Source organism: Pseudoxanthomonas suwonensis 11-1, from assembly GCF_000185965.1.
GTDB classification, from domain to species: Bacteria; Pseudomonadota; Gammaproteobacteria; order Xanthomonadales; family Xanthomonadaceae; genus Pseudoxanthomonas; species Pseudoxanthomonas suwonensis_A.
The window spans coordinates 91,670-116,818 of record NC_014924.1 but is presented as its reverse complement, the minus strand read 5'-3'; the positions used below and the strand labels follow the sequence as shown (position 1 = coordinate 116,818).

Genomic DNA, 25,149 nt, shown 5'->3' with positions numbered 1-25,149 from the left:
CCACCGCCGCGGGTGCGGCGTCAACGCGGATCGGCCTTTCCAGGTCCTGCCGTTTCCGGCACGTCTTCCCCTGCCTGCGGGGCTTCAGCCGTGGCGTCCGCAGCCGCGTCGGCGGCTGCGGACGCCGCCGCGAGTGCAGCCTCGACCGCCGCCCAGGCCTCCTCCTCGCTCGCAGCCTCACCGGGCGCCAGGCCTTCCGCGACGGCCGGGGCTTCGCCCTGGCGCTCCGGCGCAAAGGCATCCACGGCCAGCACCGCCAGCGTGTTCCCGGCTTCGACCAGGCCAAGCTGCTGCTCCACCTCGGCTGCCAGCTGGGTACGCCGGCGGGCTTCCTCCGCGCCGGAAGCCTCGCCCGGCAACAGTGGCTGCAGCCGCTGGAAGCGGTCGCGGGCCTCGTCCAAGCGCCCTCCGCGCCGCTCCCATTCGCCCAGCATCGCCTGGCAGTGGATCCACTCCAGGTCCTGCTGCGGTGCGTCCTCCGGGCACAGCCGGGCATGGATGCCGGCCGCGGCCGCGACATAGCGCGGATACTGCTCCGGCGAGGCCTCCCAGGTTGCCTGGCGCAGGACGGCCGCCTGTTCTTCCAGTGGTGCCTGCAGCCGTTCGAGCAGCCACCCCAGCCGCCAGTACTGGGTTTCGTCCTTGCGCATGCGCTGGTAGGCGTCGCTGGCGATGAGCGGCGCCAGCTGCCCGAGCTCGGCCTTGCTGAAGTCGTGCCTGTAGATGGGGAAGCCATTGCCAGGGCATTCCACCAGCGGCCACGGCGAAGCGATCGGTCCGAAGCCCCGGCCATCGAGGTAATGCCCGAACGCCGTGCCCGACATCACCGTGTCCTGGGTAAAGCGTTCGCCGCCCAGCGGGCAGGTGTGCTCCATCGGGAAGACCGTCATCGCCCCGGCCGCCGGCGTGACCGCCAGCATGCCCAGGACCGCCACTGCCACCGCGCCTGCCTTCATTGCCGCCCCTCCGTGGGTGCCTGGGCGGACGATAGCAGGCTGGTGCGGCGCCCTGGAAAGCAGAAGGCGGCCATCCGGCCGCCTTCTGCAGTCGAACCCTGGTGCCGCTGGCTCAGCGCTCGACGATCGCCACCACGCCCATGCCGCCGGCGGTGCAGATCGAGACCAGGGCACGGCCGCCGCCGCGCTCGGCCAGCTGCTTGGCGGCGGTGGCGATCACGCGCGCGCCGGTGGCGGCGAACGGGTGGCCGGTGGCCAGCGAGGAGCCGACCGGGTTGATCTTCTCCGGGTCGATCCTGCCCAGCGGCGCATCCAGGCCCAGGCGGGTGCGGCAGTAGTCCTCGCTCTCCCAGGCGCGCAGGGTGCACAGCACCTGGGCGGCGAAGGCCTCGTGGATCTCGTAGATGTCGAAATCCTGCAGGGTGAGGTTGTTGCGCTTGAGCATCTCGGCCACGGCCACGGTCGGGGCCATCAGCAGGCCTTCGCCATGGACGAAGTCCACCGCCGCCACGTGGGCGTCGCGCAGGTAGGCCAGCGGCTCGTGGCCATGGGCGCGCGCCCACCCCTCCGAGGCCAGCAGCACCGCGGAGGCGCCGTCGGTCAGCGGGGTGGAGTTGGCGGCGGTCAGGGTGCCGCGGCCGGAGGTCTTGTCGAACGCCGGCTTCAGCGTGGCCAGCTTCTCCAGCGAGGTGTCCGGACGCAGGATGTTGTCGCGCTCGACGCCGCGGAACGGGGCGACCAGGTCGGAGAAGAAGCCGCGCTCATAGGCCGCGGCCAGCTTCCTGTGGGACGAGACGGCCCACTCGTCCTGCGAGTCGCGCGAGATGTTCCACTGCTTGGCCATGTCCTCGCAGTGGTCGCCCATGCTCTTGCCGGTGCGCGGCTCGGCCACGCCCGGGAACTCCGGCTTGAGCTCGGACGGGCGGAAACCGGCGAACGCGGCCAGCTTGTCCTTGAAGGTCTTGCCGCGGTTGGCGGCCAGCAGGCGCGCGCGCAGCTTCTTGCCGTAGACGATCGGCACGTCGGAGGTGGTGTCCGAGCCGCCACCGATGCCCGACTCGATCTGGCCGACGGCGATCTTGTTGGCCACGGTGATGATGGTGTCCAGGCTGGTGCCGCAGGCGCGCTGCATGGTGATGCCCGGGGTCAGCGGCGACAGGCCGGAGGATAGCGCCGCCTCGCGGCCCAGGTTCCAGTCCGAGGAATGCTTGATCACGGCGCCCATCGCGACTTCGCCCAGCTGCTGCCCGTGCAGGCCGAAGCGCTCGACCAGGGCCCCCAGGGTACGGACCGACATTCCAAGGTTGCCCACGTCGGAATAGGCGGTGTTCTGGCGGCAGAACGGGATGCGGACGCCGCCGATGATGGCGACGGGGCGGGTGGACGGCATGGGATGACCTCGGGTGGGTTCCATCGTGGACACGGTCTGCATACGCGACCGAATGCATAATGGCCGAAGTGTATCCCCCAGCCGTCAGGCGGCCAACGATGCAGACCGACTTCGCGATGAATGGCGCCCACCGGTGCCGCAATGGCAGCCGCAAGCAGGAGGCCGTGCGTGGCTGATCCCGTGTTCCGTGGCGTGTTCGCGCTCGAGCTGGCCGGCGGCCAGGTTCCCGGCCGCGCCGCCCTCACCCAGGACGAGGCCGGTGCGCTGGCCGTTGCCGTGGGCCGCGACCTGGCCCGGCTGGTGCCGGACATCGCCTCGCTGGACCTCGTGCTCGCCGCTGCGCATTTCGATCCGGCCGAGGCGCTGCGCCCGGGCTGGTCGCTGCACCGCCGCCTGGAGGAACTGCACCAGCGCGCGCCCGGCGGCAACGAGGGCCCGCGCGTGGTCGCCTTCGGTGCCGATGCCGCGGGTGAGATCCCGCTGCCCCTGCAGGCCGACCCGGCCCTGACCGGCGGCGGCCTGCGCATCCTGCCCTTCATCCTCGCCGGCGACGCGCAGGTGCTGGAGGTCGTGTCCGGCGCGCTGGAGGACCAGCTGCTGCCGCAGGGCATGGCCGGCGCGGACACCGCGCTGCTGGCCCAGGACGGTTTCCAGGCCCGGATCGAGCATGCCCGCTACCTCAGCGCCCACGACCTGGCCGCGATGATGGCCATGCAGTACGAGAACCAGGGCCTGACCCCGCTGTGGAACCTGGTCGAGGCGGCGCTGCTGTCGCCGGCCACGGTGGAATGGCTGGACCAGGGTCCCGAGCCGCTGCTGCGCCTGGAACGCGGCGAGGCGCGCATGGCCCTGTTCGACCCGGCCGGCTGGTGCGCGCACTACCACGGCGGCACTCCCGGCGAAGGCGAGTGCGACCGCCTGCAGAAGGTCTACGAGATGTTCCTTGCCCGCCAGCGCCAGCTGGCCGCGGTACTGGAAGCCCACGGCATCCCGGTGCTCTACGTCCACGCCGATGGCCGGCAGGATGCGCGGGAGCTGCTTTCGCAGGCCGGGTGATGATTGCCGCCCTCTCCAAGGGGAGAGGGGTGAGGTCCGGGTGCCAGCCACGCAACCGGTAGCCGCGCCACTACGGGCGCGGCTGGATGCGCAGCGGGTCCTGGACCCGCATCACTACCAAGCCTGTCCTTGACCCCGCTCCGCATCTGGCCCCTGAGGCCAATGCGAACACGCTCAGGGAGCGCGGACCCGTGGACCCACTGCTCCCCTTTTGCTCCTTCGGGAGAGGGCCAGGCCGCTCTCAGCGCACCACCTTGATCACCCCGCAGGCCACGCGCGCGCCGGCGTTGCCGGTGGGCTGGCTGTGGTAGTCGTCGGCATCGGCGTGGACGATCACCGCGCGGCCGGCGATGTCGTTGGCGGCACCGCCACCCAGGGTGACGCCGTGCAGGTGGCGGTCGACCACGGCCACGCCCTCGGCATTACTGGCGAGGTTGTCCATGTCGCCGCCGTGGTGGGCGCCGCTGCCGGCGCGGCCATGCTGGGCGCCGGCCGGATTGAAATGGCTGCCGGCGCTGGTGGCGTCGGCGGCACTGCAGTCGCCCTTCTCGTGGACGTGGAAGCCGAACTGGCCGTTGGGGGCGAGCCCGCCGACTTCGCCGCGCACGTGCACCCCGCCGGCCATCGGCACCAGGCTCAGCTTGCCGCTGACGCGGCTGCCGGAGGCGGAGGCCAGGGCCACGCTGGCTTCCTGCGCGGTGCTGACCGCCGCGGGCTGGGCCGCCGGCGGCGGCGTGGTCGCGACCGGCGCGGTGGTGCTGCAGGCGGCCAGCAGCAGCAGGCCGGAGGTGGCAAGGCAGGCACGGGCGATACGCATCATCGGCTCCTCGGTATATCGGGGCGGCCGAGGATAGCCGCCCGCGCGCATCGACGGGATGAACCGCGCCGGCTCAGCGCCGGCTGCGGCCCGGTCCGAGCTTGCGGGTCACCGTGTTGCGGCCCACGCCCAGCAGCGACGCCGCTTCCACCCGGCGACCGCCGGTGTGTTCCAGCGCGGCGTTGAGCAGGGCGCGGTCGAAGCGCTCGCGCGCCTCGGCATGCAGGTCGCGCGCACCGGCGCGCAGGCAGTCCAGCGCCCACTGCCGCAGCTGCAGGTCCCACTGCGCGGCGCTGGCCGGGGCGACCGGCGGCGCGGCCACCGGCGCCTGCAGCACCTGCAGGTCCTCCAGGGTGATGGTCTCGCCGGGCGCCAGCGCGGCCAGGCGCCAGCAGAGGTTCTGCAGCTCGCGCACGTTGCCGGGCCAGTCCATTGCCTGCAGCGCGGCCAGCGCGCCGGGCTCGAAGCGCTTGGCGCCGCCGCCGAGCTTGCGCGAGGCGCGGTGCAGGAAGGTGGTGGCCAGCAACGGGATGTCGCCGCGGCGCTCGCGCAGGGCCGGGATCTGCAGCCGCACCACGTTGAGCCGGTGCAGCAGGTCGGCGCGGAAGCGGCCCTGCTGGACCAGCGATTCGAGGTCCTGGTGGGTGGCGGCGATCACCCGCACGTCGACCCGGATCAGCTCGCGGCCACCAACGCGGAAGAACTCGCCCTCGGCCAGCACGCGCAGCAGGCGGGTCTGCAGCGAGGCCGGCATGTCGCCGATCTCGTCCAGGAACAGGGTGCCGCCGTTGGCCTGCTCGAAACGGCCGACATGACGCTTCTGCGCACCGGTGAAGGCGCCGGCCTCGTGCCCGAACAGCTCGCTCTCCAGCAGCTCGGCCGGGATCGCGGCGGTGTTGAGCGCGACGAACGGACCGTCGGAACGCGGCGACTCGCGGTGCAGGGCACTGGCCACCAGCTCCTTGCCGGTGCCGGTCTCGCCGGTGATCAGCACCGAAAGCGGTGCCTGCGCCAGGCGGCCGATGGCGCGGAACAGCGCGCGCATGGCGGGGGTGTCGCCGATCAACTCCGGGGTGGCGGCTTCCTCGGTGGCGGCGACCGGGACCGGGGCCGGCGCCGGGGTGTCGCCGGCCGGCAGCGCGCGCGCGGCCAGCGCGACCGCGTCGTCCAGGTCGAACGGCTTGGACAGGAACTCGTGGGCGCCGCCGCGGAACGCCGAAGCGGTGCTGGCGACGTCCGTATAGGCGCTCATCACGATCACCGGCAGCTGCGGATGCGCGGACTTGAGCCGGTCCAGCAGCTTGAGGCCGTCCTCCCCGGGCATGCGCACGTCGGTGAACAGCAGGTCCGGCGCGCCGCGCACGCGCAGCGCGCTCAGCGCGCTGGCCGCGTTCTCGAAGCCGTCGACCTCGTAGCCCGCATCGCGCAGGGCGGTTGCCAGCACGAAGCGCACCGATCGGTCGTCGTCCACCACCCAGACGCGGCGGCTGTCGGCATTCATGCAGCGGTTTCTCCTTCGGGCTCGGCCTGCGGCAATAGCAGGGTGAAGACGGTATGTCCCGGACGGGAACGGAAGGTCAGCGAGCCACGGTGCTCGCGTGCGACCTGGTGGGCCAGGGCCAGGCCCAGGCCGGTGCCTTCGGCGCGGCCGCTCACCAGCGGCAGGAACAGGTGTTCGGCCAGTTCCTCGGGCACGCCGCGGCCGTCGTCCACGATCTCCACCCGCAGTGCGCGCGCGTGCATGTGCTCGCGGATGCTGAGGCCGTGCTCGAAGCGGGTGCGCAGGATGATGGTCGTGGCCCCGGCCTGGAGGGCGTTGTTGACCAGGTTCCACACCGCCTGGGCGAGGCGGTCGGCATCGCCGGGGAACTCGGGGATGGAGGGGTCGTAGTCGCGCTGCATGCGCACCGGCTTGCCGCCCTCGGCCTCGGCCAGGCGCAGTACCCGCTCGAGCACGGCATGGATGTTGAGCGGCGCGTGCGGGCGCTGCGGCGCCGGCGACAGCAGCTGGTCGACCAGGGTGCTCAGGCGCCCGATCTCCGAGCCGATCAGCTCGATCAGCTCGCGCTCGCCGGCATCGTCCTGGCGCGCGGCGGCGCGCCGCGACAGCAGCTGGGCCGCGCCCTTGAGCCCGGCCAGCGGATTGCGCAGCTCGTGGGCCAGGCCCTTGAGCGCGGCCTGCAATGCTCCCGGCAGGGCGTGGGCTGCGTCGGGCAGGGACTGGTCGTCGCAGGGATGGGCTTCCAGCAGCCAGCCACCATCGACCCGGGTGACCCAGCCGTCGGCCAGGCGCGGCGCCTCGCCGGGCAGGCCCAGGGCGATCCGGTGCAGGCGCAGGATCTCGCGCTCGTCCTGCTCCAGGAACCGCGCGAGGGCATCGCCCTCCTGCTCCAGCGCCGCCAGCGGCTGCCCGACCAGGCGCCTGGGACCGATCCCCAGCCAGCGCGGGAAGGCAGCGTTCACGCCGGCGATCCTGGCCTGGGCGTCGGCCCAGATCACCGGGGTGGCGAGATGCTCGAGGGTGGGCACGGGGGTGGTCATGGGCATTGCACCAATTTAGTGCAAGCCGGGCCCGCCGGCGATGCCGGCCGCCGCTCAGCGCCTGCGGCGGGCCTGGATGGCCAGCGAGTGCAGGATGCGCAGGTCCTCGGCGTCGAGGGTGTCGGCTTCGTCGCCGCGGTAGTGGCGGCGGTAGGCGCGGACCGCCGCGGCCGGATCGCCCAGCGGCCAGCCGATGGCCTGCATCGCCAGCCACGGGTCGAAACCGGCAGGCGGCTCCCCGTCGGCGGGGTCGGGCCACAGCCCATAGCCGGCCTCGGCCAGCTGGCGCCACGGGAACAGCGGCCCGGGGTCGCGCTTGCGGGTCGGCGCCAGGTCGGCGTGGGCGATGACCGCATGCGGCGGGATGCCCAGGCGCGCGCAGAGGTCGCCGAGCAGGCGCAGCAGCGCGTCGATCTGTGCGGGCGGGAAAGGAGCGGCACCGTCATTGTCCAGCTCGATGCCGATGGACGCCGAGTTCAGCTCGGCCAGCGTGCCCCAGCTGCCGCCACCGGCATGCCAGGCGCGGCGACCGTCCTCGACCAGCTGGTGCAGGCTGCCATCGGCGCCGACCAGGTAGTGCGCGCTCACCGGCCCACCGCTGTTGCGCGTGCGCAGCGTGTCCAGGCTCTGCGCCACCGAACGCTGCTCGGTCGCATGCAGCACGATGACCTGCGGCCGGCGTGCGTCGTGGTTGGGCGAAGGTGACCACTCCGCCAGCGGGTTGCGCTGCGGCGCATGCGTGCATGCGCCAAGCAGGAGGCAGGAGACAAGGAGCAGAAGCGTGCGCAGGACCGGGCTCATGCCCCATTGCACCGTCCCGCAGCGACGGTGGCAAGGACTGCCGCCGGCGCGCGTGGGTGACTGGAAGGCGTAACACGGTTCACCTCGGCGCATTGCAGGCGCGTTGCCGGCTCGGGCCGCGCGCGGGAATCGGGCGGTGGCACCGTGCGGCGCCACCGCGGTGGTGCGAAGGACGCGCCGCGGCGGGAGGCCGCGGCGCGGGTGCTGCTCAGGCCTCGTAGGCCGACTCGCCGTGCGAGCTGATGTCCAGGCCGACACGCTCGGCCTCTTCGCTCACGCGCAGGCCGAAGGCCAGCCTGGCGACCAGCAGTGCGGCGATGGTGACCACGGCGCACCAGACGATGGTGAACACGATGCTGACCACCTGGATCCAGACCTGGGCGCCGATGGCGAAGTCGGCGTCACCGGTGCCGCCCAGCGACGGAGCAGTGAACACGCCGGTCAGGATCGCGCCGACGATGCCGCCCACGCCGTGCACGCCGAACACGTCGGCGGTGTCGTCGACCTTCAGCAGCTTCTTCAGGCCGGTGACGCCCCACACGCAGATCGCGCCGGCGGCCAGGCCGATGACGATCGCGCCCAGCGGACCGACGGTGCCGCAGGCCGGGGTGATGCCGACCAGGCCGGCGACCGCGCCCGAGGCGGCGCCCAGCGCGGACGGCTTGCCCTTGCTGATGGCCTCGACCAGGGTCCAGCCCACGACCGCCGCCGAGGTGGCGAGGATGGTGTTGATGAAGGCCAGCGCGGCGGTGCCGTCGGCGGCGGCGGCGGAGCCGGCGTTGAAGCCGAACCAGCCGATCCACAGCAGCGAGGCGCCGATGAAGGTGAACGGCACGTTGTGCGGCTTCAGCGCGGTCTGGCCGAAGCCCAGGCGCCTGCCGACGAAGTAGGCGCCGATCAGGCCGGCCACGCCGGCGTTGATGTGCACCACGGTACCGCCGGCGAAGTCGATCGCGCCCAGCTCGCCCAGGTAGCCGCCGCCCCACACGATGTGCGCCATCGGCAGGTAGCTGAAGGTGAACCACAGCACCGAGAACAGCAGCACGGCCTTGAACTTGATGCGCTCGGCGAAGGCGCCGACGATCAGGGCGGTGGTGATGGCGGCGAAGGTCGACTGGAAGGCGACGAACAGCAGCTCGGGAATGCTGCCGCTGAGGCTGTCGATGGTGATGCCCTTGAGGAAAGACTTCTCGGTGAACGAGCCGAAGAAGGCGTTGCCCTCGGTGAACACCGCGCTGTAGCCGTAGAACGCCCACAGCACGATCACGACCGAGGCCACGACCAGCACCTGGCTGAGCACCGACAGCACGTTCTTGCTGCGCACCAGGCCGCCGTAGAACAGGGCCAGGCCGGGCACGATCATCAGCAGCACCAGCAGGGTCGAGGTCAGCATCCAGGCGGTGTCGCCGGCGCTGAGGGTGGCCTCTTCCTCGGCAGGCGCCTCCCCGGCGGCGGCGACTTCCTCCACCGCGTCCCCGACCGCGGCAGCGGCGTCGGTGGCAGCGTCGGCGGTGGCGTCGGCGGCGGACTCGATCGGCGAGACCTCCGCGGTCGGCGGCGGTGCGGCGGTTTCCTGCGCTTGCGCGGCGAAGGCGGTGGTCGCCAGGGCCGAAACCAGCATCATCAGGCACACGGTATAGAACCGGGTCTTCCACCCGGCCAGGAATTTCGTCTTCATGGTGTTCTCCGGGGTGGGTTAGAGCGCGTCCGCGCCGATCTCGCCGGTGCGGATGCGGATGACCTGCTCGACGGCGGTGACGAAGATCTTGCCGTCGCCGATCTTGGCGGTGCCCGCCGACTGCTGGATGGCTTCCAGCACCGCTTCCAGGCGGTCGTCGGTCACGACCGTCTCGATCTTGATCTTCGGCAGGAAGTCGACGACGTACTCGGCGCCCCGGTACAGCTCGGTGTGCCCCTTCTGGCGACCGAAGCCCTTGACCTCGGTCACGGTGATGCCGGACACGCCAGCCTGGGCGAGGGCTTCGCGCACCTCGTCAAGCTTGAACGGCCGGATGATTGCGGTGATCAGTTTCATGTTCGCATCCCGATGGTGGAGTTTCCGGCCATTGCGGCCGGCGTTCGGAACTGGCGGCAGGCCGGGCCACGCATGGCCCGGCGCTACCGTTTCGACATGGCCGCTCCATGACGGCGGCGGCGCACCGATTCGCAGGCTGCATCCGACTTCTTGGGGGAGGTCATGCAGGCCCGGGAATCCCCTTGCTTCGTTGCTCTTTGCCCTCTCCTTCAGCACCGCCAGGCCCCCTGCCCGGCGGTGGTTGACGCATGGACGGAAACGGCGCGGGGTTTCCCCCGCGCCGCTGCCATCAGTTGCCGTAGTACAGCTGGTATTCCAGCGGGTGCGTGGCCGCGCGGAACTTGGTGACTTCCTGCATCTTCAGCGCGATGTAGCCGTCGATGAAGTCGTCGCTCATGACGCCGCCGGCCTTGAGGAACTCGCGGTCCGCGTCGAGCGCTTCGAGGGCCTGGTCCAGGCTGGAGCAGACCTTCGGGATGTTCTTCTCTTCCTCCGGCGGCAGGTCGTACAGGTCCTTGTCGCTCGGCGCGCCCGGGTCGATCTGGTTACGGATGCCGTCCAGGCCGGCCATCATCAGCGCGGTGAAGGTCAGGTAGCCGGACTGCAGCGGATCGGGGAAGCGGATCTCGATGCGGCGGGCCTTCGGGTTGGACACCCACGGGATGCGGCAGGAGGCCGAGCGGTTGCGGGCCGAGTAGGCCAGCATCACCGGCGCCTCGAAGCCCGGGACCAGGCGCTTGTAGCTGTTGGTGCCGGCGTTGGCGAAGGCGTTGATCGCGCGGGCGTGCTTGAAGATGCCGCCGATGTACCACAGCGCCAGCTGCGACAGGCCGCCGTAGCCGTCGCCGGAGAACAGGTTCTTGCCGTCCTTGCCCAGCGACTGGTGCACGTGCATGCCGCTGCCGTTGTCGCCGACGACCGGCTTGGGCATGAAGGTGACGGTCTTGCCGTTGCGGTGGGCGACGTTCTTGATGATGTACTTCATGGTCAGCAGCTCGTCGGCCTTGCGCACGAGCGTGTTGAACTTGGTGCCGATCTCGCACTGGCCGGCGGTGGCCACCTCGTGGTGGTGGACCTCGACCTCGATGCCGGCCTCTTCCAGGGTCTTGCACATCTCGGCGCGCAGGTCGTGCAGGGAGTCGTGCGGGGCTACCGGGAAGTAGCCGCCCTTCACGCCCGGGCGGTAGCCGGTGTTGCCGGTCTCGTACTTGGTGCCGCTGTTCCAGGCCGCTTCCTCGGACTCGATCTCGAAGAAGGTGTGGCCCATGTCGTTGGCGTAGCGCACCGCGTCGAAGATGAAGAACTCCGGCTCGGGGCCGAAGAACGCCAGGTCGGCGATGCCGGAAGACTTGAGGTAGGCCTCGGCGCGCTTGGCCACGCCGCGCGGGCAGCGCGCGTAGGCCTGCATGGTCGCCGGGTCGAGCACGTCGCAGGTCAGGATCAGGGTCGGGTCGGCGGTGAACGGATCCAGCACCGCGGTTTCCGGGTCGGGCATCAGCAGCATGTCGGACTCGTTGATGCCCTTCCAGCCGGCGATCGAAGAGCCGTCGAACATCTTGCCGTCCTCGAACAGCGAGTCCTCGACGATGCTGGCCGGGAACGTGACGTGCTGCTGCATGCCACGCATGTCGACGAATCGCAGGTCGACGAACTCGACCTTGTTGTCCTTGATCAGCTTCTCAACGTTTTCCACGGACATCGCTGTGCAACCTCGGGGTGATGGGTACCCTCCCTGTAGCAGGGTCCGTGCCAACCTTGATAGCGATCACAAGTTGTTGATTTGACTGAGCTGTGTCCCGCAGTCGGGGACATGGCACCAAAGCGGTGCATTCTTTTGGTGCGGTTAATGCACCAATTTGGTGATGTTTCAGTGCAGCATGAGGTCGCGTATCCTCAGCAGCCGCCTCACGACCCCCATCGCCCACGTGTCCGACCTCCTCTCCGCCCTGCTGCTTGGCATCCTCGAAGGCCTCACCGAGTTCCTGCCCATCTCCAGCACGGGCCACCTGCTGATCGCCCAGCACTGGCTGGGCGCACGCTCGGACTTCTTCAACATCGTCATCCAGGCCGGCGCGATCCTCGCCGTGACCCTGGTGTTCCGCCGCCGGCTGTGGGAACTGGCCACCGGGCTGGGCGACGCGGCCAACCGCGACTACGTGTTCAAGCTGGCGGCCGCGTTCCTGGTCACCGCGGTCGTGGGACTGCCGGTGCGCCTTGCCGGCTGGGAGCTGCCGGAAACGGTGACCCCCATCGCCTGGGCGCTGGTGCTGGGCGGCGTGTGGATGCTGGTGGCCGAGCACTACGCCGAAAAGCGCGGGGACGTGGCCACGATCACCTGGAAGGTGGCGATCCTGGTCGGCCTGGCCCAGGTGGTGGCCGGCGTGTTCCCCGGCACCTCGCGCTCGGCCGCGGCGATCTTCATGGCCATGCTGGCCGGTACCAGCCGCCGCTCCTCGGCGGCCGAGTTCGTGTTCCTGGTCGGCATCCCGACCATGTTCGCGGCCAGCGGCTATGCCTTCATGGAGCTGGCAATGGAAGGCGGCCTCGGCAACGAGGACTGGGCCGGCGTGGCCATCGCCTTCGCCGCCGCCTCGGTCACCGGCTTCGCCGTGGTGCGCTGGCTGATGGGCTACATCAAGGCCCACCGCTTCACCGGCTTCGCCGTCTACCGGATCCTGCTGGGCATCGGCCTGCTGGCGTTGATGCCGGCGCAGTAACCGCCGGCGGTTCCGCTGCGGCTCACGCCATCGGCTGGCGCAGCAGGGTCTTCAGCTTTTCCGGTGCGGCCCGGCGCGGATCCCCGAGGTAGATCTCGTGGTGTTTCCCGCGCAGCGCCGAGCGCTCGCCGATCCAGGCATGCAGGCGCGCGATCGCCGGGCCCTCGGCCGTGTACGGGCCCATGTGCAGCAGCTGCGCGCAACGCCCTTCGGCGAACGGTTCGAACCGGAGCCGGTCCAGTGCCGGCAGGTCCTTCTTCGCGCGCACGCCGGCGACCGCTTCGGCGGCCAGGGCCGCGTCGACCCCGGGCGGCTGCATGATCATCGCGGTCCACTGCCAGGCGGTGCAGTCGCCGCGGATGAAGCTGGACAGGTCGTCCGCCCACCACAGCCCTTCCAGCGGCATCACCACGTAGTCCAGCGCGCGCTGGCGCCTGAGCGCGAACTTCAGCGCGTACAACACCGCGTACAGCGCCTCCACGGCCTCGCGCCAGGCGGGCGCGCGGTCGGGGTCGCCCGCCCGTCGACCATCAGGAACGGGAACGCGGGCACGTCCAGTTCGACGATGCCGGGAGCCGGCCGGTACAGCGGCCCCAGGCTGCGCTTGAGGTCGATCTTCTCCACGGCCGTGGTTACGGCGTGCTCAGCCCAGCCGGTTGTTCAGCGTGTAGGTGCCATGCACCGCGGCTTCGGCCAGCACGTGGCCCTGCATCGCGCGCAGCACATCGGCGGCGGTGAAGCGGTCGGGCACGTCCAGCCGCGCCAGGTCGAGGGCGAACAGGCGGAAGAAATAGCGGTGCACGCGGGCATCGTTGAACGGCGGGTACGGACCGTCGTAGCCGCGGTAGTCGCCACCCATCTCCGCGTCGCCGGCGAACCAGCCGGTGTAGTCGTTGATGCCCTGGCGCGCGCCGGCCGGGCCCTGCGGCTGGCGCTTGCCGGCGCGGACCAGGCCCTCGCTGCAGCTGCCGGCGCCGATCGCGGCCAGGCCGGGGTCGATGTCGACCATGGCCCAGTGCACGAACTCGGTGCGCGGCTGCCCGACCGGGATCTCCATGTCCTCGCGGCCGACCGTCTCCGGCACGGTCGGCGCGTCCGGGTCGATGCACAGCAGGACCAGGGAACGGGTGCCCTCCGGCACGCCGTCCCAGGCCAGGTGCGGATTGCGGTTGCCGCCGAAGCCGTCGACCGAGCCGAGCGCGAACTCGGCCGCGATCGGGCCGCCGGCCCGGAAACTGTCGCTCCAGATGCGCATGCGCTGCCTCCCGGTGTGATCAGGTCGTGGTCAGGCCTCAGCGTAGCCGAGGCGGACCGCCACCGGCGTCAGCGTGGCGAACGCGCCGGCCAGGTCGCCGGCATAGGCGCGCCAGCGCCCGGCCGGCAGGCGCCGCGGGACGCGGGCGGCCGGCTGCAGCTTCGCGCCCAGCGCCTGGCCCAGGGCCGTGGCCAGCGCGACCGGGTCGTCGACCACGCCGTCCAGCGGCAGCAGCAGGTACGGGTACAGCTCCTGGTCGCGCAGGTCGGCGATCTGGCCCAGCACCGCGGCCAGCCAGCGCGCCGCCTCGTCGGCCGAGGCCAGCTGCAGGGGCAGCACCGCGCCGGTGGAGAGCCAGTCCAGCAGCATGTCGCGCGGGTCGCGCAGCGCCACCATCACGCAGCCGCCCGGCAGGTGCGGGCGCAGCGCCAGCAGCAGGGCGTTGTCCCAGTGCAGCAGCCAGTCGATCGGCTGGCCACGGTCGACGCCGCGCGCCGGCAGCAGTTTGCGCCAGCTGGCCACCACCTGGTCGGGGGCGACCCGGCCCGCGGCCAGCGCCGGGCCGGTCTCCAGGCTCTGCAGGTGGTCCTGCGGCGGGTTGGGACGGAAGCGGTCGGTCAGCAGGCGCGCGCCGCTGGCGGCGAGGGTGTCCACCACCCGCTCCACGCCGGAGCCGGGCGCACCCCACAGCAGCAGCGGCCGGGAGGCATCAGGCCCGATCGCGGCCAATGCCGGCCAGGCTTCCGGCACCGGCGCCAGCTCCGGCAGCGGCACGCGGGTGGCGCGGTGGGCATCGTGCAGCGACTGCCACTGCGCCAGCGCCTCGCCGGTACGGCCGACGCGGTCGAGCATGCGCCCGATCCAGGCGCCGGCGGCGTCGCGCTCTGCGCCTTCGGGGGCCGCTTCCAGGATCTGGCGCGCACGCGCCAGGGCAGTGTCAGGGTCTTCCACCAGCTGCGACTCCACCTCGAACTGCAGCGCGGCCGGATGCTCCGGCACGGCTTCCAGCAAGCGCGCGGCGGCGGCGCGGGTGGCCTCCAGGTCGCCGCTGCGGTCGGCATTGAAGAACGCCGCTTCCAGCGCCGGGACGTGGCCGGGCATCGCTTCCTGCCAGCGCGCCAGCACCTCGGCGGCAGCGGCGGTGGCCGGCTGCTCCAGCGCCACGCGCGCGGCCCAGGCCATGGACTGGGAGGGATCGACCTGCAGCAGGCGCTCGAGGGTGGCGCGCGCGTCCTCCTGGTCGTTGGTGCCGGCCCACAGGGCCATCAGTGCGCGCAGGGCTTCGGTGTCGCCCGGACGCGCGTCCAGGGCGCGGCCCAGCCACTGCCGGGCCTGGTCATGGCGGCCGCCCTGCAGGGCGTAGATGCCACCGACCCGCAGCAGCGCCGGGGTCGGCGCGGCGGCCTCGTCCAGCAGCGGTTCCATCAGCGCGGCGGCCTCGTCGGCGCGGCCCTGGGCGGCGACCAGGCGGGCCAGCAGCGGCTGCAGCGGACGCGCATCGGGCACCAGGCCGGCGACCCGGCGGAACGCCTGCTCGGCGAACGCCAGCTGGCCCTGGGCGGCGTGGGCGAAGCCCATCACCGACAGCACCTGCGGGTCGTCCGGCAGCGCCTTGGCCGCGCTGGTGGCCAGCACCAGGGCGCGGGAGTGGTTGCCCAGGCGCAGTGCCAGCAGGCCATCCAGCGCGAGCAGCTGCGGATGGTCGGGATCGATCCGGGAGGCGGTGCGCAGCAAGCGGGTGGCCTCGTCCAGCTGGTCCAGGCCGATCGCCAGGCGCGCCTGCGCCAGGTAGGCCGGCAGGTGGTTGGGATCCAGGCCCAGGGTCTGGCCCAGCGCCGCCTGGGCGGCGGCGGTGTCGCCCTCGCGCACCAGCAGCAGGGCGCGGTCGTGGTGCACGCCGGCGTCCTCGGGGGCCAGGGCGGCGGCCAGATCCAGCGCCACCAGGGCGGCGGCGATGTCGCCGCTGCGCGCGAGCACGTGGGCCAGGGTGCGGTGGGCGGCGGCCAGGTCCGGCTCGGCGGCGGTCCACTGGCGGGCGAGTTCGAGCGCCTGTTCGATGGCGCCGTTGGCCAGGGACGCGAGGATGTTCTGCTGCATTGGGGCTTGGATCCGGGAAAACCCCGATTCTAGCCCGCCCGGCTCATCCGGCCGGCACCGCCGCGCACAGGCGCTCGGCGACCCAGCGTTCGGCGAAGCCGTCGCCGTGCAGGTTCTCCACGAAGGCGCAGTGCCCGCCCCACGACGCCACCTCCAGCCGCGCCAGCGCCGGCAGCTGCCAGCGCTGGAAGTCGTCGAACGGGATCACCGGGTCGTCGCGCGACATCAGGATGTCGGCCGGGACGTCCAGCGCGGCCAGGCGGCGGCCGGCGATGGAGTAGCTGTCGAAGTAGTCCTGCAGCGAGCCGAAGCCGGCATGGCGCTGGGCCAGCCAGCCGATCAGCCCGCGCATGTCCTGGCGCAGGGTGGCGTCGTCGTAGCCGAATCGGTCCGGGAACAGCTCGCGCTTGCGCAGCAGCGAGCTGCGCCACTTGCGGCGGAAGTACCAGTCGTAGAACTGCGGCCCGCGCTCCATGTGGTCCATGGCCGCGCCCGGGTCCACCAGCGGGCAGACCGCGGCGATGTGGCGCAGCGGCAGCCCGGCCACCGCGGCGCGCAGGCCCAGGCGCAGGGCGTGGTTGCCGCCCAGCGAGTAGCCGGCCACCACCAGGTCGCGCACCCGCAGCCGCGCGACCATGTCCGCGGCCGCGTGCACCACCTCGTCCAGGCGGTTGGAGTGGAACAGGTCCTCGTTGAGGTGGTGGGTGTCGCCGTGGTCGCGGAAGTTGAGGCGGAACACCTCGATGCCGGCGTCCAGCAGGCGTGCCGCGGTCAGGCGCATGTAGCCGGACTCGGCGCTGCCCTCCCAGCCGTGCAGCAGCAGGGCCATGCCGCGCGAGGGCACGCCCGGGACCTGGCTGTGCCAGCCCTGCAGGCGCACGCCGTTGCCGCCGTCCAGGATCAGCTCGCGGGTGCGCGCGCCGCTGGCGGCCAGCGCGCGCTGGCCGCGGTGGCGGCGCAGGGCGCTGGAACCCAGCACCGACTGCAGGTGCGGGTTGCGCAGCAGGCGCGGGGGCTGGAAGTCGGCGGCGGTCAGCATGCAGGGGTTATTCGGTTGCGCCTGACACCATTCTGCGCCAGGACTGGCGCGAGTGCCCGCCAGGCCGCGCCACTAGCGTCCCATCACCGCCAGGATGCGCTCGCGCGACAGCTCGGCCAGGCGCCGGCGGCCCTCGACCTCGCCCGGCTGCACCGGCTCGAGGAAATGCACCTCGGCGCGCCGCGCCGGCTCGCCCAGCAGGCGCAGGAAGTTGGTGAGGAAGTTCTCGCGCGGGCCGAACGCGACCGCGGTCTGGGCCTCGCCGCGGGCGCCGTAGCGCAGCGCCACCGGCTGCACCGGCACGTTGGCCTCGACCGCGGCCTGGAAGATGCGGGCATGGAACGGACCGACCTCGCGGCCGTCGCGGGTGCGGCCTTCCGGGAACACGCCGACCGCACGGCCCTGGCGCAGGCGCTCGACCATCAGCGCGATCACCCCGGACAGCGAATCGGTGCTGCCGCGCTGGTGGTAGATGGTCTGGCCCAGGGTGGCCATCCAGCCCACGACCGGCCAGCTGGCGATCTCGCGCTTGGCGACGAAGCCCATCATCCGCTGGCTGTGCAGCATCTCGATGTCGACCCAGCTGACGTGGTTGGCCACGAACAGGGTCGCGCCCGGCAGCGGCTCGCCGACCCGCGCCAGGCGGAAGCCGAACACCCACATCAGCCCGCCCGACCAGGCCCGCACCGCGCGGTCGGCCAGGGTTTCGCTGCCCCATTGCAGGCGCGCCAGCGGCGGCATCTGGCACAGCAGGGTCAGCGGCAGCGGCAGCAGCAGGTGCAGCAGCAGCAGCGGCACGCGATAGAGGTAGCGGAACAGGCGGGCGATGCCGGAACCGGGCCGGGAGCGGCGCCGGGCGGCCCGGGGGGAAGCTGGGTCCATAGGACGCGCACGATACCGGAAGGGGCGGCGGCTTGGGGATCGCCCGTGCCGCCGCGGCGGCTCAGGCCGCGGGCGGGGCCACCGGGACCACGGCAAGGGTCAGGCGCGATACGCAGCTGGCGCGGCCGCGGCCGTCCTCGATGCGGATGTCCCAGACCTGGGTGCTGCGGCCGACGTGCACGGCCCTGGCGGTGCCGGTGACCACGCCTTCGCGCACCGCGCGCAGGTGGTTGGCGTTGATCTCCAGCCCAACCGCCTGCTGCCGGGTGGTGTCCAGGCACAGGTTGCCGGCGCTGCTGCCCAGGGTCTCGGCCAGCACCACCGAGGCGCCGCCGTGCAGCAGGCCGTACGGCTGGCGGGTGAAACCCTCGACCGGCATGGTCGCCTGCAGCCAGTCCCCGCCGGCTGCGGTGAACACGATGCCCAGGTGCTCGATCAGGGTGCCGCGGCTGAGGCGGTTGAGTTCGTCCAGGTCGACCGGGCCACGGAAGGCCATGGGCGCTGCTCCTGCGGGAAACGGGCGGCGATTATCGCCGCCGGCTCACAGGATCGGCACCAGCCCGGCGCCGAAGGCGGTCAGCATGCGGGTCAGGATCGAGCGCGGGCCCAGGCTCACCTCGGGGAAGTCGCCCACCGCCACGTAGCACTGGTGGAAGCGCGGGTCGCGCCGCGGCAGCGGCGCCGGGCACTCGGGGCCGGGCTGGAACACGTAGTTGGTGGCGTAGCGCCACGGCCACAGGTCCAGCACCGGCGAGCGCTCCAGCACCTTGCCCATGCTGTAGTTGAGCCCGGACAGCACCGGCGGCCGCGCCCGCGGCGCCACCGTCCAGGAATTGCCCGGGGCGATGTCGCGCTCGATGCTCGCGGCCAGCGCGGCGGCAAAGGCCTCGTCCTCGATCACCACCACCGCCTCGGTGTTGTAGGTCTCGCTGCGCGGGTCGAAGTTGTGGGTGCCGACCACCCCGATGCGGCGGTCGATCACCAGCGACTTGGCATGCAGGCCCATGCGCGGACGCTTGCCCTGGGCGCGCACCGGCAGCGGGCGGTTGGCCGGGGCGCTGGTGCTCAGCAACGAGGGACGGCTCTCGGTGCGCAGCTTGTCGCGTACCCGGCGGCGGTTGTCGCCCGGTTCCGGACGGGCACGCTTGGCCCGGGGACCGGAGGAGCCGGCACCGGGCAGTTCGCTGCGGGCCACCTCCGGATCCTGCGTCTCCGGATCGCCCGGCTGCCACGCGCCCAGCGCCGGGTCGACCGGCGGGTCTTCCGGGAACGGCTTGTACTCGAACAGGTCGAAACCCAGCTCGCGCACGTTGCGGCGCTTGTACTTGTAGCTGAGCGCGTAGACGATCGCGTTGTCGGTGGCCGCCAGGCTGTTGGTCGAGGCCACCACCCGCGGCGGTTCGGCCCGCTGGCGCAGGCCGCGGAAGATCTCCACCGCGCTGTCGGACAGCACCAGGTACGGGGTCTGCAGCAGCACTTCCTCGCGCGCCTGCGCCAGCAGCCCGGCCAGCCCGGCGGCGCCCTTGCCCTCCACCGGGCCCTCGCGGTGCTTGCGCGGTACGTCGGCCAGGTAGCGGACCTGGCCCACCGGCATCGCGTGCCGCGCCAGCCGCTCCTCCACCAGCGCCGCATCCGCAGCGGCCTCGCGCATCTGCCCGACCCGGTCCGGGCGCGCCGGCTGGGCCGGCGGCAGCTCCGGGACCCCGGCGGCCAGCAGCAGCCTGGCCACGTCGTCCAGGCGCTCGACCGGCACGCTGCGGCGGTCGTTCCAGTAGGCGGCGAAGTTGCGCTCCATCTCGCGCACCACCGGCCCGGCGACCAGCACGTCGCGATCGCGGAAGTTGTACTCGCCGTCCCAGTCGTAATAGTCGTCCTGGTAGTTGCGCCCGCCGGAGATGCCGACCGCGTCGTCGATCACCAGCAGCTTGTTGTGCATGCGCTGGTTGAAGCGGCGGAAACAGCAGACCACGCTGGCGGCGTAGTGCAGGTAGTTGGGCTTGGCCAGGCCGAAGGTGGGGTTGTAGATGCGCAGTTGCAGGTTCTCGTGCGCGCCGGCCAGCGCGGCGAGGATCTCCACGTCGGCGATCGCCGAGAGCTGGTCGATCAGCACCCGCACCTTGACCCCGCGGCGGGCCGCGGCCAGCAGCTCGTCGATCACCAGGCGCGCGCTGTCGTCCTTGTCGAAGATGTAGGTCTGCAGGTCGATGCGGCGGGTGGCGCTGCGCATCAGGTTGATCCGCGCCAGCAGGGCGTCGCCGCCGCCGTCCAGGATCAGCGCGCGGTGGCGCGGCTGGCCGTCCGGCGCCGAGGCGGTCTCGGCGAAGGCCTCCCCGGCCAGGTCGCGCAGCGGCGAGGGTTCGGCGCAGCGGTCGGCGCGTTCGCAGTCCAGGCTGGCATCGCGCGCGGCCACCGCCAGCGCGGCGGCCTGGTCGCGCTGCTGCGGGCCCAACGTGCTGCAGGCGCTGGCCGACACCGCCAGCGCCGCGGCCAGCAGCAGGCGCATCCACCGCCTCACCGCGCACCCGCCTCGCGCAGCCACACCTGCATGGAGAAGCGCACGCGCTCGGACAGCACCACCTGCCAGTCGTCCATGCCGTAGTGGCTGCGCACGATGTCGCCGTGGACCTCGATCGGGCAGTCCCGTCCCGGATGGGCACAGGCCGCCGGCTCGACGTCGAGCGTCTCGGCGCGGGTCGCGCCGCGCAGGGTCAGGTGGCCACGCAACTGGCCGCCGCGGGCCAGGGCGTCGGCCGGATAGGGTTCGGACACGAATTCCATCCAGGGATGCCGCAAGGTGTCGAAGAAACTGTCGCCGCGCATCCAGCCGGTGTAGCGCGGCTTGCCGGGAATCTCGGCCGAGGCGGTGGAAACGCGCAAGCGTACCCGGTGGCGGCCGTCGGGCAACAGGTCGACCAGGCCCTCGTAGCGCGGAAACTCGCCGCGCAGGCGCTGGCCGACCCGGGTCCGCACCTCGAACTGCAGGCGGCTGTTGACCGGATCCAGCTCGTACACGGCCACCGCCCGCGGTAGCGAAGGCGGGTGCGGCGGGGCGGGCTGGGCCATGGCCACCGCGCATGCCAGCGCGGAAGACAGGGCCAGGACCGGCCACGACCACCTTCGCGGGATCATCCGTTCAGGGCCACCAGAACGCGGTCAGGCGGGCGACGCCCGGTTCCAGCGACTCGCCCGCCGGCAGCGACAGTACCGCGACCGCCGCAGGCGGCATGCCGCGGTAGTCGTCGGAACGGCCCTGGTCCAGCAGCGCGACCAGCCGCTCCAGCCCGGGGTTGTGCCCGACCACCATCAGCCGGTCGACCTCGCGGTGGTCCTCCAGCAGGCCGATCAGGGTGCCGGGGGTGGCCTCGTAGATCGACTCCTCCAGCCGCTGCTCGGCGTAGCCGGTGATGCCCAGCACCGCCTCCAGGGTCTCGCGGTTGCGGCGCGCCGGCGAACACAGCACCCGGTCCGGGAGCAGGCCCTTTCCGGCCAGCCAGCGGCCTGCGGCCTCGGCCTCGGCCAGGCCGTGCGCGGACAGCGGGCGGTCGATGTCGGCCTGGCCGGGGGCACCCGGTTCGGCGTGGGCGTGGCGCAGCAGGATCAGTTCACGCACTGGCGGTTCCTCCTGGGAAGCGGGCCGTCATGCCTGGCCCAGCCATTTCAGCAGGGGTTCCCAGTCGGCCTGGTGGTCGCGCACCTGCGCGGAGTGGTAGTCGAACAGGCTGCGGCCCAGCCCGACCAGGACCACGTAGGCCTGGGTGTCGCGCAGCTGCGCGACCACGGGATAGGGCCACCCGGCCAGCATCTGCAGCGCCTGCTGGCTGGTGTTGGTCCAGGGCTTGCTGCGGTTGAGCACCAGGCCCACCGGCAGGCTGCGGTCGTGCACCCGGGCCACCTTGGCCAGGGTGTTGAGGAAGCCGACCGTGGCCTCGATGTCCAGCGCCGACGGCTGCAGCGGCACCACCACGGCGTCGGCGCGGTCGAGGAACGGCGCCAGGTCGGCGGCCTGGGCGCCGGCGGCGGCGTCGATCACCAGCAGGTCGGCATCGGCCGGCAGGCGCGCCTGCCAGTTGCGGCGCGAGCTGGCGTCCAGCGGCAGGACCGCACTGTCGAGTACCGAGCGGCGCTCGGCCCAGCGGGTGGCCGAACCCTGGGGATCGGCGTCCGCCAGTACCGTGCGCTGCCCGCGCAGCGCCGCGTGCGCCGCCAGATGGGTGGCGATCGTGGTCTTGCCCACGCCGCCCTTGGACCCGGCCACCAGGATCGTCTTCATGCGCCAGCCTGCTCCCATTGGGCTGTCCGCAGGTTACACCGGGGCTGGTGGAGGCGGTAGGAAGGCCGCCGGGTTGCTATCTTTCACCGCCCCCATACACGGACGTGCCCATGAGCCAGCTGCAGGACCTCACCGCCCTGATCCGCGCCAACACGCCGCTGGTGGTCATCGAGACCCGCGACGAGGACCGGGTGGTGGAGCTGTTCCGGCAGTCGCTGATGCATGTCTGGCGTGCCCTGCACCGCTGGACCATCACCGAGGGCCTGCGCCGGCTGGACCTGGACCGCGAGGACCCGGCCGACGGCCCGCCCGACGCCTCCTACGTGCTGCGCGCGATCCAGGAGGCGGACCAGCGAGGCATCTACCTGCTGCTCGATTTCCATCCCTACCTCGGCTACGCCAGCCACCAGCGCCTGCTGCGCGACATCCTGCAGCGTCGCCACTGCGAGGCGCACGTGGTGGTGCTGGTCGGCGCCAGGGTGGAGCTGCCGCCGGAACTGGAGGCGATGGCGGTGCGCTTCACCCCGCGCCTGCCGGACGCGGCCGCGCTGCTGAAGCTGGTGCGCGAGGAGGCGGAAGCCTACGCGCGCGAGCACGGCCGCCGCGCCGAGGCCGACCCGGAGGCGGTGAAGCGGATCGTGCGCAACCTGCAGGGCCTGGACCTGCACGACGCCCGCCGCATCGCCCGCCAGCTGATCCACGACGACGGCGCGCTGACCGAATCGGACCTGCCGCAGCTGGCGAAGCTGAAGTTCGAGCTGCTCAACCGCAGCGGCCACCTGCACTACGAATACGACGCCGCGGCCCTGGACGGGGTCGCCGGCGCGCGCCGGCTCAAGCGCTGGGTGCAGCTGCGCAAGGCAGCCTTCGCCGGTTCCCCGCCGCCGGGGCTGGATCCGCCGCGCGGCATCCTGCTGCTGGGCGTGCAGGGCTGCGGCAAGTCGCTGCTGGCCAAGGCCATCGCCGCCGGCTTCGGGGTGCCGCTGCTGCGCCTGGACTTCGGCACCCTGTACGCCAAGTACCACGGCGAGACCGAGCAGAACCTGCGCTCGGCGCTGGCCTCGGCCGACCAGCTGGCGCCGTGCGTGCTGTGGGTCGACGAGATCGAGAAGGGCGTGGCCGCCGATGGCGGCGACAGCGACGGTGGCGTCTCGCGCCGGGTGCTGGGTTACCTGTTGACCTGGATGTCCGAGCGCAAGGCGCCGGTGTTCCTGGTCGCCACCGCCAACCAGGTCCAGCACCTGCCGGCCGAACTGCTGCGCAAGGGCCGCTTCGACGAGATCTTCTTCGTCGACCTGCCCAACCCGGATACCCGCGTGGAGCTGCTGCGCATCCACCTGTCCACGCGCGGGCTGCAGCCGGACGAGTTCAACCTGCCGGCGCTGGCCGCGGCGGCCAACGGCTTCTCCGGGGCCGAGATCGAGCAGGCCATCGTCTCCGGCCTGTACGCGGCCCACGCCAGCCAGGGGCCGCTGGACACGACCCTGCTGATGGAGGAGATCCGCAACACCCGCCCGCTGTCGGTGCTGATGGCCGAGCAGGTCGCGGCGCTGCGCGAGTGGGCGCTGCCGCGCACGGTGCCGGCGGACTGATCCCGCCGGCGGGTGCCGCCTCAGCCGTAGAAACGCGCCAGCAGCCAGGCCCAGGCCGGCAGCGTGGCCAGGCAGACGACGATGCCGTAGCCGACCAGGGCCGCGCACAGCCGCGGGGCCAGGCCGTGGGCCATCGCCAGGGCCGCCGCCGAGACCATGGTCGGCATCGCCGACTCCAGCACGTTGGCGCGCAGCATCAGCGGCGGCATGCCGAACAGCAGCGACAGCGGCAGGGCGATGGCGGGCATCACCAGCAGCTTGAGGCTCAGCCCGGTGAGCAGCGGACCCAGCTCCTCGCGCGGCAGGCGCAGCCGGATCGACAGGCCCACTGCCAGCATCACCAGCGGCAGCATGGCATCGGCCAGCCGCTGCAGGCCGGCCCCGATCCAGTGCGGCGGATCGGCCGGCATCAGGGTCAGGCCCAGGGCCAGCGCCCAGATCGGCGGGAAGCGCGCGATCCGCAGCGCGACCTCGCGCGGGCCCGGCGGCGTGTCCCCGCTGTAGCGCGCGCACACGTACAGGCCGATGGTGGACAGCATCACGAAGGTGCCGAACTGGTCATACACCACCGCGTACTGCACCGCGCTCTCGCCCAGCAGCGCGCGCATCATCGGGTAGCCGAGGAAGCTGGTGTTGCCCAGGCCCACGCACAGCAGCAGCACCGCGTACTGCTCGCGGCGGAACTTCCACAGCCGCGCCGCCACGGTGACCGCCAGCCAGGTCGCGCCCATCAGGATCCACGGCGTCAGCCCCACGCCCAGCAGCGACCACTCCAGGTGCAGGCGCGGCACGTAAAGCAGCACCGCCGCCGGCAGGCAGACGTAGAGCACCACCAGGTTGAGCACTTCCGTGGCGTTGTCCGGAAGCAGGCGGGTGCGGCCCATGGCCATGCCCAGGGCGAGCATGGCCAGGATCAGTGCGAATGCATCGAAAGCCATCGGGTGTTTCTCAGCCGCGCCGGAACCAGCCGGTGATGCTCAGGCGCGGTTCGCGCGCCCATGGCGCCACCTGGCTGACCACGTGCGGCTGCGGCACGCGGAACAGGCTCAGCGAATTCCATGTGGGAGTGAAGGTTTCGACCACGCGGCGCTCGCCGGCGTCGAGGAACTGCAGCAGGCCGCCCCAGTCAGGCTGCCATTCGCGTGCCAGGTTGATGACATAGGCGCAGGAACGCTCCTCGCTGGCGGCCTTGTCGTTGTGCACGCGCAGGAAGTGGCCGTTGCGGTAGCGCACCGCGATCGCACTGACCATGCGGATCGCCGGATCGCCGGCCAGGTGCCGCGCGAACTGCAGGAACGGCTCGCTGTTGAGGAAGTCCACCACCGCGTGCAGCACCAGGTGTGGATCCTGGCCGTCGCGGCGCGCGTCGATCATTCGGTAGCGGTCGAAGTAGAACTCGAAGCCGTCGCGGGCGCGTTCGCTCACCGCCTGCAGCAGCGCGGCATCCTCGGCGCTGCCCGGCGTGGCGGCCGCCGGCAGGCCGGGCAGCGGCGGCGCGTCGGTGCGCTGGGCGGTTTCCCATGGCACCTCGTCGCGCAGGCAGGCATGCAGCCGCTGCGCGGCATCCTCCTGCAGGAAGCTGGGGATCTGCACCCGGCCCAGCGCACGCAGGCGCGCGCGGTACGGTTCGATGTCGAGTTCGTTGCTGATCATGGGCCGGTTGGCCGTGCTCGATGCACGGCCATTGTCCCACGGCTGCAG

The 25,149-nt window shown here is 72.1% G+C and carries 24 protein-coding genes; 3 read left to right on the top strand and 21 right to left on the bottom strand.

Annotated elements, in window-relative coordinates; translation table 11 throughout:
• Positions 1–20: 20 nt before the first annotated feature.
• Together PSESU_RS00490 and PSESU_RS00485 are read right to left on the bottom strand one after the other, a co-directional pair.
• Positions 21–956 carry a hypothetical protein gene (locus PSESU_RS00490; RefSeq protein WP_013533790.1) on the bottom strand — a complete coding sequence of 312 codons (936 nt, stop codon included), beginning with the start codon at positions 954–956 and terminating at the stop codon, positions 21–23.
• Positions 957–1,068: 112 nt separating this feature from the next.
• Entirely contained in the window at positions 1,069–2,346 is a 1,278-nt protein-coding gene (locus tag PSESU_RS00485) for an acetyl-CoA C-acetyltransferase (protein WP_013533789.1), read from the bottom strand.
• A 168-nt stretch (positions 2,347–2,514) separates the two neighbouring features.
• On the opposite strand from PSESU_RS00485, the gene PSESU_RS00480 reads away from it, so the two are divergent.
• Positions 2,515–3,402: a hypothetical protein gene (locus PSESU_RS00480; RefSeq protein ID WP_013533788.1), complete on the top strand. Its 888-nt coding sequence runs from the start codon at positions 2,515–2,517 to the stop codon at positions 3,400–3,402.
• Between the two features lie 241 nt (positions 3,403–3,643).
• On the opposite strand, the gene PSESU_RS00475 is transcribed toward PSESU_RS00480, so the two are convergent.
• The 7 genes from PSESU_RS00475 to glnA form a co-directional block, all read right to left on the bottom strand.
• Positions 3,644–4,219 carry a superoxide dismutase family protein gene (locus PSESU_RS00475; RefSeq protein WP_013533787.1) on the bottom strand — a complete coding sequence of 192 codons (576 nt, stop codon included), beginning with the start codon at positions 4,217–4,219 and terminating at the stop codon, positions 3,644–3,646.
• Positions 4,220–4,292: 73 nt separating this feature from the next.
• Positions 4,293–5,720, bottom strand: coding sequence for a nitrogen regulation protein NR(I) (gene ntrC / locus PSESU_RS00470; RefSeq protein ID WP_013533786.1), 1,428 nt, complete (start codon positions 5,718–5,720; stop codon positions 4,293–4,295).
• Entirely contained in the window at positions 5,717–6,766 is a 1,050-nt protein-coding gene (locus PSESU_RS00465) for a two-component system sensor histidine kinase NtrB (RefSeq protein ID WP_203415168.1), read from the bottom strand. The genes ntrC and PSESU_RS00465 overlap by 4 nt, the downstream gene beginning before the upstream one ends.
• 48 nt (positions 6,767–6,814) lie before the next feature.
• Positions 6,815–7,561 carry an N-acetylmuramoyl-L-alanine amidase gene (locus PSESU_RS00460; protein WP_013533784.1) on the bottom strand — a complete coding sequence of 249 codons (747 nt, stop codon included), beginning with the start codon at positions 7,559–7,561 and terminating at the stop codon, positions 6,815–6,817.
• 208 nt (positions 7,562–7,769) lie between these two features.
• Positions 7,770–9,239: an ammonium transporter gene (locus tag PSESU_RS00455; protein ID WP_013533783.1), complete on the bottom strand. Its 1,470-nt coding sequence runs from the start codon at positions 9,237–9,239 to the stop codon at positions 7,770–7,772.
• An 18-nt stretch (positions 9,240–9,257) separates the two neighbouring features.
• Positions 9,258–9,596, bottom strand: coding sequence for a P-II family nitrogen regulator (locus PSESU_RS00450; RefSeq protein ID WP_013533782.1), 339 nt, complete (start codon positions 9,594–9,596; stop codon positions 9,258–9,260).
• A gap of 289 nt (positions 9,597–9,885) precedes the next feature.
• Positions 9,886–11,295: a type I glutamate--ammonia ligase gene (gene glnA, locus PSESU_RS00445; protein WP_013533781.1), complete on the bottom strand. Its 1,410-nt coding sequence runs from the start codon at positions 11,293–11,295 to the stop codon at positions 9,886–9,888.
• Between the two features lie 226 nt (positions 11,296–11,521).
• Here glnA and PSESU_RS00440 point away from each other — a divergent pair, with 226 nt between their 5' ends.
• Positions 11,522–12,313, top strand: a complete 792-nt coding sequence (locus tag PSESU_RS00440) for an undecaprenyl-diphosphate phosphatase (protein ID WP_041763686.1) — start codon at positions 11,522–11,524, stop codon at positions 12,311–12,313.
• Between the two features lie 22 nt (positions 12,314–12,335).
• Here the strand turns inward: PSESU_RS00440 and PSESU_RS00435 are convergent, their stop codons facing one another.
• From PSESU_RS00435 to PSESU_RS00390, 10 genes are all read right to left on the bottom strand, one after another.
• Entirely contained in the window at positions 12,336–12,794 is a 459-nt protein-coding gene (locus PSESU_RS00435) for a GyrI-like domain-containing protein (RefSeq protein ID WP_233275241.1), read from the bottom strand.
• A 162-nt stretch (positions 12,795–12,956) separates the two neighbouring features.
• Positions 12,957–13,568 (bottom strand): YbhB/YbcL family Raf kinase inhibitor-like protein, encoded by a 612-nt coding sequence (locus PSESU_RS00430; protein WP_013533779.1) that lies wholly within the window; start codon positions 13,566–13,568, stop codon positions 12,957–12,959.
• A gap of 30 nt (positions 13,569–13,598) precedes the next feature.
• Positions 13,599–15,665: a tetratricopeptide repeat protein gene (locus tag PSESU_RS00425; RefSeq protein WP_013533778.1), complete on the bottom strand. Its 2,067-nt coding sequence runs from the start codon at positions 15,663–15,665 to the stop codon at positions 13,599–13,601.
• Between the two features lie 43 nt (positions 15,666–15,708).
• On the bottom strand, positions 15,709–16,704 hold the full coding sequence (locus PSESU_RS00420; protein WP_013533777.1) for a YheT family hydrolase: 996 nt from the start codon (positions 16,702–16,704) through the stop codon (positions 15,709–15,711).
• A 72-nt stretch (positions 16,705–16,776) separates the two neighbouring features.
• Positions 16,777–17,586, bottom strand: a complete 810-nt coding sequence (locus tag PSESU_RS00415; protein WP_013533776.1) for a lysophospholipid acyltransferase family protein — start codon at positions 17,584–17,586, stop codon at positions 16,777–16,779.
• 61 nt (positions 17,587–17,647) lie between these two features.
• Positions 17,648–18,082 carry a hotdog fold thioesterase gene (locus PSESU_RS00410; protein ID WP_013533775.1) on the bottom strand — a complete coding sequence of 145 codons (435 nt, stop codon included), beginning with the start codon at positions 18,080–18,082 and terminating at the stop codon, positions 17,648–17,650.
• Between the two features lie 45 nt (positions 18,083–18,127).
• Positions 18,128–20,089 carry a phospholipase D family protein gene (locus tag PSESU_RS00405; RefSeq protein ID WP_013533774.1) on the bottom strand — a complete coding sequence of 654 codons (1,962 nt, stop codon included), beginning with the start codon at positions 20,087–20,089 and terminating at the stop codon, positions 18,128–18,130.
• Positions 20,090–20,097: 8 nt separating this feature from the next.
• The gene (locus PSESU_RS00400) at positions 20,098–20,715 is read right to left on the bottom strand and encodes a YceI family protein (RefSeq protein ID WP_013533773.1); all 618 of its coding nucleotides are present in this window, start codon (positions 20,713–20,715) and stop codon (positions 20,098–20,100) included.
• A gap of 4 nt (positions 20,716–20,719) precedes the next feature.
• Positions 20,720–21,196 (bottom strand): SixA phosphatase family protein, encoded by a 477-nt coding sequence (locus PSESU_RS00395; RefSeq protein ID WP_013533772.1) that lies wholly within the window; start codon positions 21,194–21,196, stop codon positions 20,720–20,722.
• Between the two features lie 27 nt (positions 21,197–21,223).
• Positions 21,224–21,856 carry a ParA family protein gene (locus tag PSESU_RS00390; RefSeq protein ID WP_013533771.1) on the bottom strand — a complete coding sequence of 211 codons (633 nt, stop codon included), beginning with the start codon at positions 21,854–21,856 and terminating at the stop codon, positions 21,224–21,226.
• A gap of 110 nt (positions 21,857–21,966) precedes the next feature.
• On the opposite strand from PSESU_RS00390, the gene PSESU_RS00385 reads away from it, so the two are divergent.
• Entirely contained in the window at positions 21,967–23,448 is a 1,482-nt protein-coding gene (locus tag PSESU_RS00385) for an AAA family ATPase (protein WP_013533770.1), read from the top strand.
• A 20-nt stretch (positions 23,449–23,468) separates the two neighbouring features.
• On the opposite strand, the gene PSESU_RS00380 is transcribed toward PSESU_RS00385, so the two are convergent.
• Positions 23,469–24,386: an AEC family transporter gene (locus PSESU_RS00380; RefSeq protein ID WP_013533769.1), complete on the bottom strand. Its 918-nt coding sequence runs from the start codon at positions 24,384–24,386 to the stop codon at positions 23,469–23,471.
• A gap of 10 nt (positions 24,387–24,396) precedes the next feature.
• Positions 24,397–25,101 carry a 2OG-Fe(II) oxygenase gene (locus PSESU_RS00375; RefSeq protein WP_013533768.1) on the bottom strand — a complete coding sequence of 235 codons (705 nt, stop codon included), beginning with the start codon at positions 25,099–25,101 and terminating at the stop codon, positions 24,397–24,399.
• Between the last annotated feature and the right edge of the window lie 48 nt (positions 25,102–25,149).

What these genes read in the sequence shown, in the direction of transcription:
- PSESU_RS00375 (WP_013533768.1), bottom strand. Translation starts at nt 25,101, where the DNA reads ATGATCAGCAACGAACTCGACATCGAACCGTACCGCGCGCGCCTGCGT.
- ntrC (WP_013533786.1), bottom strand. Translation starts at nt 5,720, where the DNA reads ATGAATGCCGACAGCCGCCGCGTCTGGGTGGTGGACGACGACCGATCG.
- PSESU_RS00415 (WP_013533776.1), bottom strand. Translation starts at nt 17,586, where the DNA reads ATGGACCCAGCTTCCCCCCGGGCCGCCCGGCGCCGCTCCCGGCCCGGT.
- PSESU_RS00385 (WP_013533770.1), top strand. Translation starts at nt 21,967, where the DNA reads ATGAGCCAGCTGCAGGACCTCACCGCCCTGATCCGCGCCAACACGCCG.
- PSESU_RS00455 (WP_013533783.1), bottom strand. Translation starts at nt 9,239, where the DNA reads ATGAAGACGAAATTCCTGGCCGGGTGGAAGACCCGGTTCTATACCGTG.
- PSESU_RS00410 (WP_013533775.1), bottom strand. Translation starts at nt 18,082, where the DNA reads ATGGCCTTCCGTGGCCCGGTCGACCTGGACGAACTCAACCGCCTCAGC.
- PSESU_RS00460 (WP_013533784.1), bottom strand. Translation starts at nt 7,561, where the DNA reads ATGAGCCCGGTCCTGCGCACGCTTCTGCTCCTTGTCTCCTGCCTCCTG.
- PSESU_RS00475 (WP_013533787.1), bottom strand. Translation starts at nt 4,219, where the DNA reads ATGCGTATCGCCCGTGCCTGCCTTGCCACCTCCGGCCTGCTGCTGCTG.
- PSESU_RS00420 (WP_013533777.1), bottom strand. Translation starts at nt 16,704, where the DNA reads ATGCTGACCGCCGCCGACTTCCAGCCCCCGCGCCTGCTGCGCAACCCG.
- PSESU_RS00485 (WP_013533789.1), bottom strand. Translation starts at nt 2,346, where the DNA reads ATGCCGTCCACCCGCCCCGTCGCCATCATCGGCGGCGTCCGCATCCCG.
- PSESU_RS00450 (WP_013533782.1), bottom strand. Translation starts at nt 9,596, where the DNA reads ATGAAACTGATCACCGCAATCATCCGGCCGTTCAAGCTTGACGAGGTG.
- PSESU_RS00490 (WP_013533790.1), bottom strand. Translation starts at nt 956, where the DNA reads ATGAAGGCAGGCGCGGTGGCAGTGGCGGTCCTGGGCATGCTGGCGGTC.
- PSESU_RS00390 (WP_013533771.1), bottom strand. Translation starts at nt 21,856, where the DNA reads ATGAAGACGATCCTGGTGGCCGGGTCCAAGGGCGGCGTGGGCAAGACC.
- PSESU_RS00380 (WP_013533769.1), bottom strand. Translation starts at nt 24,386, where the DNA reads ATGGCTTTCGATGCATTCGCACTGATCCTGGCCATGCTCGCCCTGGGC.
- PSESU_RS00400 (WP_013533773.1), bottom strand. Translation starts at nt 20,715, where the DNA reads ATGATCCCGCGAAGGTGGTCGTGGCCGGTCCTGGCCCTGTCTTCCGCG.
- PSESU_RS00425 (WP_013533778.1), bottom strand. Translation starts at nt 15,665, where the DNA reads ATGCAGCAGAACATCCTCGCGTCCCTGGCCAACGGCGCCATCGAACAG.
- PSESU_RS00465 (WP_203415168.1), bottom strand. Translation starts at nt 6,766, where the DNA reads ATGCCCATGACCACCCCCGTGCCCACCCTCGAGCATCTCGCCACCCCG.
- glnA (WP_013533781.1), bottom strand. Translation starts at nt 11,295, where the DNA reads ATGTCCGTGGAAAACGTTGAGAAGCTGATCAAGGACAACAAGGTCGAG.
- PSESU_RS00405 (WP_013533774.1), bottom strand. Translation starts at nt 20,089, where the DNA reads ATGCGCCTGCTGCTGGCCGCGGCGCTGGCGGTGTCGGCCAGCGCCTGC.
- PSESU_RS00430 (WP_013533779.1), bottom strand. Translation starts at nt 13,568, where the DNA reads ATGCGCATCTGGAGCGACAGTTTCCGGGCCGGCGGCCCGATCGCGGCC.